General features: G+C 69.9%; 8 protein-coding genes. 5 read left to right on the top strand and 3 right to left on the bottom strand.

Annotation, left to right across the window (positions count from 1 at the left end; all coding sequences use genetic code 11):
- The first annotated feature begins 77 nt into the window (after positions 1–77).
- The 4 genes from metH to VF092_09155 all read left to right on the top strand — a co-directional run bounded on the left by metH (position 78) and on the right by VF092_09155 (position 6518).
- Positions 78–3548, top strand: a complete 3471-nt coding sequence (gene metH / locus VF092_09170; protein ID HEX6747443.1) for a methionine synthase — start codon at positions 78–80, stop codon at positions 3546–3548.
- A gap of 100 nt (positions 3549–3648) precedes the next feature.
- A complete protein-coding gene (locus tag VF092_09165; GenBank protein ID HEX6747442.1) occupies positions 3649–3903 on the top strand; it encodes a hypothetical protein in 255 nt (84 codons plus the stop codon).
- Positions 3904–4351: 448 nt separating this feature from the next.
- Positions 4352–4579 (top strand): hypothetical protein, encoded by a 228-nt coding sequence (locus tag VF092_09160; GenBank protein HEX6747441.1) that lies wholly within the window; start codon positions 4352–4354, stop codon positions 4577–4579.
- Positions 4580–4625: 46 nt separating this feature from the next.
- Entirely contained in the window at positions 4626–6518 is a 1893-nt protein-coding gene (locus tag VF092_09155; protein HEX6747440.1) for a bifunctional homocysteine S-methyltransferase/methylenetetrahydrofolate reductase, read from the top strand.
- An 84-nt stretch (positions 6519–6602) separates the two neighbouring features.
- Here the strand turns inward: VF092_09155 and VF092_09150 are convergent, their stop codons facing one another.
- The 3 genes from VF092_09150 to VF092_09140 form a co-directional block, all read right to left on the bottom strand.
- Complete coding sequence (locus tag VF092_09150; GenBank protein HEX6747439.1) at positions 6603–7241, bottom strand: hypothetical protein; 639 nt, start codon at positions 7239–7241, stop codon at positions 6603–6605.
- A 150-nt stretch (positions 7242–7391) separates the two neighbouring features.
- Complete coding sequence (locus VF092_09145) at positions 7392–7607, bottom strand: hypothetical protein (GenBank protein ID HEX6747438.1); 216 nt, start codon at positions 7605–7607, stop codon at positions 7392–7394.
- A 169-nt stretch (positions 7608–7776) separates the two neighbouring features.
- A complete protein-coding gene (locus tag VF092_09140) occupies positions 7777–8988 on the bottom strand; it encodes a hypothetical protein (GenBank protein HEX6747437.1) in 1212 nt (403 codons plus the stop codon).
- 108 nt (positions 8989–9096) lie between these two features.
- On the opposite strand from VF092_09140, the gene VF092_09135 reads away from it, so the two are divergent.
- Positions 9097–10149 (top strand): acyl-CoA desaturase (locus VF092_09135; protein ID HEX6747436.1); only part of this gene is annotated, 1053 nt, incomplete at its 3' end.

The raw sequence follows: 10149 nt of genomic DNA, 5'->3' as shown, positions 1-10149 counted from the left end.
TCACATCCGGACCCGCGTTCCCCGCACTCCACACGAGTCGCGGGGATTTTTTGCATTCGGAAGGGATCCGCAGAACGATGGCCGAGCCTCAGTCTCCCTACCTCTCCGCGCTGCGCGAGCGCGTGCTGGTGTTCGACGGCGCCATGGGCACCTCCATCCAGCGCTACGACCTCTCCGCGTCCGACTTCGGGGGAGAGCGGCTGGAGGGGTGCAACGACTACCTCGTGATCTCGAAGCCCAGGGTCATCGAGGAGATCCACTCCGCCTACATGGAGGCGGGGTGCGACGTGCTGGAAACGGACACCTTCCGCTCCAACCGCCTGACGCTGCGCGAGTACGGGCTGCAGGACCAGGTGCGCGAGATCAACGTGGCCGCCGCCTCGCTCGCCCGCCGCGTGGCCGACCGCTTCGAGGCGCAGGACGGGCACAAGCGCTTCGTCGCCGGCTCCATCGGCCCGAGCGGCTTCCTGCCGTCCGCGAGCGACCCCACGCTCGGCAACATCACCTTCGCCGAGCTGGTGCCGGTGTTCGCCGAGCAGGCGCGCGCGCTGATGGAGGGCGGCGTGGACGTGCTGCTGATCGAGACGAGCCAGGACATCCTCGAGGTGAAGGCCGCCGTCTTCGGCTGCCGCGAGGCCATCCGCGAGGCCGGCCGCCCCGTCGCGCTGCAGGTGCAGGTGACGCTGGACACGAGCGGCCGCATGCTGCTCGGCACCGATATCGGCGCGGCGATGGTCACGCTGGAGGCGCTGAACGCCGACGTCATCGGGCTGAACTGTTCGACGGGGCCCGAGCACATGCGGCAGGCCGTCCGCTTCCTGGGCGAGAACAGCCGGCTTCCGATCTCCTGCATCCCCAACGCGGGGATCCCGCACAACGAGGCGGGGTGCGCCGTCTATCCGCTGCAGGCCGACCCCTTCGCCGCGCAGATGAAGGAGTTCGTCGAGGAGTTCGGCGTCTCGGTGGTCGGCGGCTGCTGCGGGACCAACGCCGAGCACATCAAGCGGCTCGTCGAGGCGGTGCGCGGGCTGAAGCCGAAGGCGCGCGACCTGGCGTACGTCCCCCGCCTCTCCTCCGCGATCCGCGCCGCCGATCTCGTCCAGATCCCCGCGCCGACCATGATCGGCGAGCGGGTGAACGCGCAGGGGAGTCGCAAGGTCAAGCGCCTCCTTCTCTCCGACGACTACGACGGCGTGCTGGAGGTGGCCCGCGACCAGACGGAGAGCGGCGCGCACGTGCTGGACGTCTGCGTCGCGTTGACGGAGAGGCAGGACGAGGCGGTGCAGATGCGCACCGTGGTCAAGCTCCTCTCGCAGGGCGTGGACGCGCCGCTCTGCTTCGACTCGACCGAGGCGGACGTGCTGAAGGCCGCGCTCGAGCAGTCGCCCGGGCGGCCGATCGTCAACTCCATCAACCTGGAGAACGGCCGCGAGCGCGTGGACGCCGTCCTCCCGCTCGTCGCCGCCCACGGTGCCGCCGTCATCGCCCTGACCATCGACAAGGATCTCGGGGGGATGGCGAAGACGGCGGAGGTCAAGCTCGCCGTCGCGCGGAAGATCCACGAGATCGCCACCGGGGAGTACGGGCTGCCGGCCGACGCGCTGATCTTCGACGCGCTCACCTTCACCCTCTCCACCGGCGACGAGGAGTTCCGCCGCAGCGCGCTGGAGACGATCGAGGGGATCCGCGCCATCAAGCGCGAGCTCCCCGGCGTGCTGACCACGCTGGGCGTGTCCAACGTCTCGTTCGGCCTGCAGCCGCACGCGCGGACGGTGCTGAACTCCGTCTTCCTGCACCACTGCGTGGAGGCGGGGCTCGACACGGCCATCATCAACCCCGCGCACGTCAAGCCGTACTTCGAGATCGACGCGGAAGAGCGCAAGCTGGCCGACGACCTGATCTTCGACCGCAGGACGGAGACGCACGACCCGCTGGCGGCGTACATCGCCCGCTACGAGAACGCGGCGGTGGAGCAGGAGTCGGCGGCCGACCCCACGGCGGAGATGACGCCGGAGGAGGCGCTGCACTGGAAGATCCTGCACCGCAAGAAGGACGGGGTGGAGGAGTGGATCGACCGCGCGGTGGAGAAGCTGGGCGCCGTCCCCGTCCTCAACGACGTCCTCCTGCCGGCGATGAAGGAGGTGGGCGACAAGTTCGGCGCGGGCGAGCTGATTCTTCCCTTCGTCCTCCAGTCCGCGGAGGTGATGAAGAAGGCCGTGGCGCGGCTGGAGAACTACCTCGAAAAGACCGAGGGGCAGACCAAGGGGAAGGTGGTGCTGGCCACCGTGTACGGCGACGTGCACGACATCGGCAAGAGCCTGGTGAACACCATCCTCACCAACAACGGCTACACGGTGTTCGACCTGGGGAAGCAGGTGCCGGTGAACACCATCATCGAGAAGGCCGACGAGGTGGGCGCCGACGCCATCGGCCTCTCCGCGCTCCTCGTCTCCACCTCGAAGCAGATGCCGCTCTGCGCGCAGGAGCTGTTCCGGCGCGGGAAGGAGTATCCGCTGCTGGTCGGCGGCGCGGCCATCAACCCCAGCTTCGTGCGCGCGGCGGCGCTGGTGGAGGAGGGGCACCCGTATCCCCCCGGCATGTTCTACTGCAAGGACGCGTTCGAGGGGCTGGCGGTGATGGACCAGCTGATGGGCGGCGAGCGCGAGGATTGGGTGCGCGACCACAACGAGGCGATGCTGCGCAAGAGCGAGGAGTACGCCCGCTCGAAGGCGCGCGCGGCGGAGCTGCGGCCGGCCTCGCGCGCGGAGGTCGGCGTACCCGAGGCGGAGGTGCCCGCGCCGCCGTTCTGGGGGTGGAAGGTGCTGGACGCAATCCCCGTGGACGACGTGGTGGAGTGCATCGACCGCAACACGCTGTACCGAATGCAGTGGGGCGCGCGCAACCTGAAGGGCGACGAGTGGGACCGCCTGGTGCGCGACGACTTCGAGCCGCGGCTGAGGCGCTACACGCTGGAGGCCAGGACGCAGGGGTGGCTGCGCCCGCGCGCCATCTACGGCTACTTCCCGGTGGGGCGGGACGGGGACGATGTGGTGGTGTTCGACCCGGCGGACCGGACCAGGGAGATCGGGCGCTTCTCGTTCCCGCGGCAGGAAGACCGCGAGCACCTGTCGCTGGCCGACTACTTCCGCCCGCTGAACGGCAGCGGCCCGCGGGACGTGCTGCCGCTGCAGGTGGTGACCAGCGGCGACCGCGCGGCCGACTTCATCGCGAAGCGGAACCAGAGCGGCGACTACACCGAGGGCTACTTCCTGCACGGGTTCAGCGTGCAGGCGGCGGAGGGCACGGCCGAGTACGTGAACCGCCGCGTGCGCAGCGAGCTGGGGATCGGCGAGCCGCGCGGGCTGCGCTACAGCTGGGGATACCCGGCGTGCCCCGACATCGAGCAGCACGAGGTGCTCTTCCGCATCCTGCCGGTGACGGAGACCATCGGCGTGGGGCTGACGAGCGCGTGGCAGCTGGACCCCGAGCAGTCCACCGCCGCGCTGGTGGTGCATCACCCCGCCGCGAAGTACTTCTCGGCGGGGTGAGGCGCGGGGAACGCGGCGGACTCCAGGAAACGCGAGCAGGCAGGAGGGTGGTCGGACTCACCCCGGGTATCGGCGTCCCGGACCATGCCAAGGAGGCGACATGATCCCGCAGAAGATCATTCTCCACGTCGGGCACAACGCAGGTCCCGGAGCAGAAGACTTCGTGGAAGACTTCCAGACGGAGCTGGCGGCACTTCCACCGGCGGCGGGCAGCCTGGTCATAGGTGCCGACGAGTACAGCATCATCGATCAACGGGTCGAAGTGCTCATGGCCACAGTGCCGTTCGAAGCGAACTGGCTGCCGCCTCAGCCGCAGATGATCGTCACACACGTCACAGCTTCGATTTCGCTCTAGAGCTCTGCCCGCGCCCAACCCTCTCCCGTTATCGGGAGAGGGTGGCGGGCCTGAGCGAGCCGGGTGAGAGCCATGAGGGCGAGGCCGCGTGCGATCGGCTCGGCATGCGTGAAGTTGGCAGCAGGGCCGATCGGGTCGAGGGTCCCAATCCTGCAGCGGGGGCGGCGTCCGCGAATTCCGCCCACCCGCACCCGCGCATCGCGCGCAGGAGGCATCCATCGCCGCCGCGTACGACACCATCGACCGCGCGCTGAATCGCCACAAGGCCGGCTCGCGGCGGCTGACCCTGCTGATCCTGGTCCTCGGCCTGGTCGCCGTCGCCCTGGCCGTCTACCACTCGCCCGATCACCGGCGGCGGCGCCTGGCGGAGGGGCTGCCGGCGCGGGCCGACACGACGGTCGTTCTCCGCACGCTGGGGCCGCGGCCCACGCGCTGTCCGCCGGGGGCGATGGACCACGTCCGCGGCGAGATCGGGCTCGACGACGTCGCGGCCGACTCGATCATGATCCAGGTGCGCCGCGACACGCGCGAGCGCTGGATCTATCCCGGCGCGCACGGCTGCACGCCGCAGAAGGGCGAGACCGAGCTGGGGATCGATGCCGCCGGCCGGATGCTGTGGATCCAGCCCGGCGCACAGCAGGGAGACGTCCGGCTCTCTCCGGCGATCACGTACTGAGCGCGCCCGCGGCGGCGCGCGACTAGACCCGCATCACCCGACTCCAATGCGCGACTTTCGCGAGCTGCTGGCCGACGGACGCCCGCACCTGTTCGATGGTGCCATGGGCACCATGCTGTACGGCAAGGGCGTCTACATCAACCGCTGCTACGACGAGCTGAACGCCAGCCAGCCCGACCTGGTGCGCGACATCCACCGCGCGTACGTGAAGGCCGGCGCCGAGATCCTGGAGACGAACAGCTACGGCGCCAACCGCCCCAAGCTGGCGCGCCACGGGCTCGAGGACCGGCTGGAGGAGATCAACCTCAAGGCCGCGCAGGTGGCCCGCTCCGCCGCCGGCGACCGCGCCTGCGTCGCCGGGGCGATGGGGCCGCTGGGGATGCGCATCGAGCCGTACGGGCCCACGTCCACCGCCGAGGCGCGCGGCTTCTTCCGCGAGCAGGCGGCGGCGCTGGCGGCCGGCGGCGTGGACCTGTTCGTTCTGGAGACCTTCAGCGACCTGGACGAGATCGAGCAGGCGCTCCTCGGCGTCCGCGACGTCTCCGATCTCCCCGTCGTGGCGCAGATGGTGATCCGCGAGGACGGGCGGACGCCCTTTGGGACCGAGGCGGCCGTGCTCGTCGAGCGGCTGGACGAGCTCGGCGCGGACGTCGTGGGCCTCAACTGCTCCGTCGGCCCCAGCGCGATGCTGAACGTCGCCGAGCGCCTCGTCGTGGCCACGGCGAAGCCCGTCTCCATGCAGCCCAACGCGGGGCTGCCGCGCGACGTGGACGGGCGCACCATCTACATGGCCAGCCCGGAGTACATGGCCACCTACGCGGCGCGGATGATCCGCAAGGGCGTGCGCTTCGTGGGCGGCTGCTGCGGGACCACGCCCGAGCACATCTCCGCCATCTGCGGCGCGCTGCGCATGCTCTCGCCCGTCTCCCAGCCGCGTGTGTTCGCGGCGGCCACGGAACAGGACGGGCAGGCGATGGAGCCGGTGCCGCTGGCCGAGCGCTCGGCGTGGGGCGCCAAGCTCGCGCGCGGCGAGTTCCTGACCACGGTGGAAATCGTGCCGCCGCGGGGGACCAACCCCGAGCCGATGCTGGAGGGCGTGCGGCTGCTGAAGGCGGCGGGCGTCGACGGGGTGAACGTGCCCGACGGCCCGCGCGCGCAGAGCCGCATGGGGGCGCTGGCCACGGCGCTGCTCATCCACCAGCGCGTGGGGATCGAGCCGGTGATCCACTACTGCTGCCGCGACCGCAATCTGCTGGGGATGCTGAGCGACCTCCTGGGCGCGCAGGCGCTGGGGCTCAGGAACATGCTCTTCATCACCGGCGACCCGCCGAAGATGGGGCCGTATCCCGACGCCACGGCGGTGTTCGACATCGACTCCATCGGGCTGACCAACCTGGCGGCGCGGCTGAACCGCGGGCTCGACCCCGGCGGCAACGTGCTGGGCGAGCCGACCTCGTTCGTGGTGGGCGTGGGCGTGAACCCCGGCGCCGAAGACTTCGAGCACGAGATGCGGCGCTTCTACTGGAAGGTCGACGCGGGCGCGGAGTACTGCATCACCCAGCCGGTGTTCGACCTGCGCCAGCTGGAGCGCTTCGTCGCGCACATCGACCGCGAGGGGATCCGCATCCCCGTGATCGCTGGCGTCTGGCCGCTGGTGTCGGCGCGCAACGCCGAGTTCCTGGCCAACGAGGTGCCCGGCGTGGTGGTCCCCGAGACGGTGCTGGAGCGGATGCGCCGCGCCAGCGACCGCGGCAAGGAGGAAGGCACGGCGGAAGGGACGGCGGTCGCGCAGGAGATGCTGCGCGACGCGCTGGGGATGATCCAGGGCGTGCAGGTGAGCGCGCCGTTCGGGCGGGTCCCCCTGGCCCTGAAGGTGTTCGAGGTGCTCCCCGGCTGGGAGCCCGAGGAGGAACGCGAGGCGGCGGTCGCGGGGGTGTAGCCTTCTCGACGATCACAGACGGAGCGAAGGGGCGCCGGGATCACCGGGCGCCCCTTCGCCTTTTGTGCGAGATTTGAAAATCCGTCACACGTCGCCAACCCCGTCGCCATCGGCGTCACCGCATACGCCGCGAACGTTCTGCAGCGACACAGTCTTGCCCGTGAAAAGGGAGAAGTTGTTGGAGACTACGAGGTAATATTTCGTGAACCCGCGCACGGGCAGGTCCAAGGTTACCGCGCTTGTGCGACGCTCGTGCATATACGTGTTCGTATCAATCCCATTCTGAAAGTTCTGGAAACCATCCTGATCGGTGACGAAGACCTCGACGTCGTGACTCCCTCCTTCAGTCACCTCGACGCGCCCGCGCAGGTAGCATTGCCGGCTATCGTTCAACTCGAAAGGATACCACGCGTAGCTGGTCGCGCGAAGACGCTGGTAGGGCTCATTGGCGATCTCGACGACGAGCGGAGGGGGCGGTGGTGGAGGTGGAACGAGTTCGGTGACTTGCGCCGCGGCGGTCGAGTCAGCCTGCGTCGCGTACCATGAAACGAACACGGCCACGGCGACTCCGCCGCCGAGCAGCAGTACTGCCGCCACGGCCGCGGCGGTCAACCAGTCGGTCGAGGTACGCACCTCCGGAATGCGCTGTTCGCGGCCGCAGAAGCGGCAGATCACGGCTGCGTCCTGAATCTCTTCGGCGCAGAAACGGCAACGCTTGGTCATGGTGGTGGAGGATGCTGGATGGGGCGGGTCGGAAGGAGAATACGAGGGAACAAAAGATTATCTTTGTGCGCGCGAATGGCAAGGTCGAAGTCGATCATACGAAGGACAAAAGTGAAGGGCGCCCGGAGCGAATCCGGGCGCCTTTCGTGTTCACCAGTACCATCCCGCGTCACGCGTGAGGCGGTTGCGGAAGTCGTCCCAACGGCCACGCCGCAGCAGGATCTTGTCTTCGCGGCGAACGCGGCGGTTGAGCATGTTCCGGAACCAGCGCGGCGGCGTCGCGTCGAACGTGTACGCACTCACGTCCCGGGTTTTCTGCCGGACCACGGTTCCATGCCGCTCGACCCATTTCTTCTTCGGGTTCAACGTCACCTCCGGGTAAGGGTTCTACCCGAAGGGACACCTCCAGCGCAGCAAGGTGATCATATTCGATCCGCGCGAGGTGAATTCCGCGTGCCCGAAGCGAATCTGTAAAAGGACGGCAGATCGCGGAAGCGGGGACTGAACGAGGGTTGGCCGGCTCAGGGTCGCTCTCTTACTCCGCCAGCCAGTCGCGGATGCGGGCGTACACGTCGGGGCGGTGCAGCAGGTCGAAGTGGCCGGTGCGCCAAGCGATCCAGCGGCGCTCCGGGGCGAAGGCGAGCGCGCGCTCCGAATCGGCGTGCTCGCCCAGCGCGCTGTGCAGCGGCACCAGCCCGTCGCCCCACACCCGCGCGCCGAAGCTGTCCGGGCGCCGCCCGCGCGTGGCGGCGATGGCATAGCAATCCACCGCCGCGGGGAGCGGTACCACGGCGCGCACGTCGCCCGCGCGCTCGAAGCGGTCGCGCCCCTGCCAGTCCTCGTCGAGCAGGCTGCCGTGGCGCAGGTCGGTGATCCCGGCGCTGCGCATCCGCCCCATCCGCGCGAAGGGCGCGGCGTAGGGCACCGCCGCCAGCGCTGTCTCGAAGGCGTTGCCGCCGCGCTCCAGCGGCGAGCCGTGGTGCGGCGTGGCCAGGAACACCAGCTTGCGCAGGCGGCCGAGCCACCCGTGGCCCGCTTCGGCAGCGTAGTGGCAGGCGCTCCGGGCCACCATCCCGCCCATGCTGTGGCCCACGATGGCCAGCCGCTCCAGCGGCACCGGCCACGCCTGCGCCAGCGCCTCGAGCAGCGCGGCGAACTCGCGCCCGTTGCGGGAGACGTGCAGGCCGGTGTTGTAGTGCAGGTACACCGGCGTGTAGCCCAGGTCGCGCGCCAGCGCCCGCCCGTGGTCGCCGGTGCCGCGCAGGTCCCACTGCAGGTCGTTCATGCACAGCCCGTGGACCAGCACCACCACGCGGCCGGTCGCCTCCGGGAGCGCTGCGGCCAGCGCGGCGCGCTCCAGCGGCAGCGTCTTTCCGCCGCTGCGCAGCACCATGGGAATGGCGAGCGCGTTCCCCGTCGCGGCCAGGTGGTCGCCGATCAGCCCGTTGACCACGGCCCGCACCACCGCCTCGCGCCGCGCGCCGGTCAGCGCCACGCGCCGCTGCCTCCCGCCGAGCAGCTTCAGCACGCCGAAGGTGCCGCGCGTGACCAGCCGGATGGAGCGGTACACGAAGCCGGTGATTCCGCGCGTCCGCCGCGGTCCGCCACGCCGGCCCCACCGCGGCCGCGTGATGCGCGCGTGCACCTCTTCCACCACGTCCGTCACCTGCTCCACGCCATGCGCGGCAAGCTGCGCGGCCGCGGTCACCGCATCGTAACTGCCGCCGTCGTTGGGAGATGGGTTCACGTCGGATGCGAGAGAGGGAGCCGGAGATTGACCATTGACCGCTCGGTCAATATCTTCAACGTACCCGGTGAATCGGGTCTCGTCAATCGTTCCGCACCCGGAGCCGCGATGTCCGCACGCCACGCCGCCGCATCTTCCCACGCTCACGGGGAAGAGTTCCACGACGACATCATCTACCCGGCCGCGATCCCGTTCATCCTTGTTCATCTCGCCTGTCTCGGGGCGATCTGGACTGGGGTGACGTGGAGCGCGCTGGTCCTCTGCGTCGTGCTCTACGTCGTGCGCATGTTCGGGGTGACGGCGGGGTACCACCGCTACTTCTCGCATCGCTCGTTCAAGACCAGCCGCGCGGGGCAGCTCGTGCTGGCGTGGCTGGCGCAGAGCTCGGCGCAGCGCGGGGCGCTCTGGTGGGCGGCGGTGCATCGCCATCACCATCGCCACTCCGACACCGAGCTGGACGTGCACTCGCCGCGGATGCGCGGGTTCCTGTACTCGCACGTGGGGTGGATCTTCGACCGCAGGAATGAAGAGACGGAGATGGACGCGGTGCCGGACCTGGCGCGCTATCGCGAGCTGGCGTGGCTGGAGCGGTGGCCGCTGGTGCCCGCGATCGCGCTCGGCGTCGCCTGCTTCGTGTTCGGGGGATGGACGGCGCTGGTCGTGGGCTTCTTCTGGAGCACGGTGCTGCTGTACCACGGCACCTTCTTCATCAACTCGCTGGCGCACGTGCACGGGAAGCAGCGCTACGTCACTGGCGACGACTCGCGCAACAACTGGTGGCTCGCCGTCATCACGCTCGGCGAGGGGTGGCACAACAACCACCACGCCTACCAGCGCTCCACGCGGCAGGGGTTCCGCTGGTACGAGGTCGACCCGACGTTCTACGCGCTGAAGATGCTGTCGTGGGCGGGCGTGGTGTGGGAGCTGGGCGAGCCGCCGGCCGAGGTGGTGCGCAACGAGCGGCGCCTGGGCGCGGCCACGGTGGAGAAGGTGGCCCACCAGCTCGCCGCCGCCTTCCCGGCCGACCGCATCGCCGCGCAGGTGCATGCCGCGCTGGCCGCCGCGCCGCACCTGGAAGACGTTCGCGCCGCGCTCCGCAGCGCGCAGACGCAGGCCGCGTCCGCCCTGGCGAACGTGCACCTGCCCGAGCTGCCGACGCTG

It is taken from the genome of Longimicrobium sp. (genome assembly GCA_036377595.1).
In the GTDB taxonomy this organism is placed as follows: domain Bacteria; phylum Gemmatimonadota; class Gemmatimonadetes; order Longimicrobiales; family Longimicrobiaceae; genus Longimicrobium.
Note: the sequence above shows the minus strand (reverse complement) of the source record. Positions and strands in the feature narration are given on the sequence as shown.

Bases quoted from the DNA above. Each gene is read 5' to 3' on its own strand.
- VF092_09165 (HEX6747442.1), top strand. From the start codon at position 3,649: ATGATCCCGCAGAAGATCATTCTCCACGTCGGGCACAACGCAGGTCCC.
- VF092_09160 (HEX6747441.1), top strand. From the start codon at position 4,352: ATGGACCACGTCCGCGGCGAGATCGGGCTCGACGACGTCGCGGCCGAC.
- metH (HEX6747443.1), top strand. From the start codon at position 78: ATGGCCGAGCCTCAGTCTCCCTACCTCTCCGCGCTGCGCGAGCGCGTG.
- VF092_09155 (HEX6747440.1), top strand. From the start codon at position 4,626: ATGCGCGACTTTCGCGAGCTGCTGGCCGACGGACGCCCGCACCTGTTC.
- VF092_09150 (HEX6747439.1), bottom strand. From the start codon at position 7,241: ATGACCAAGCGTTGCCGTTTCTGCGCCGAAGAGATTCAGGACGCAGCC.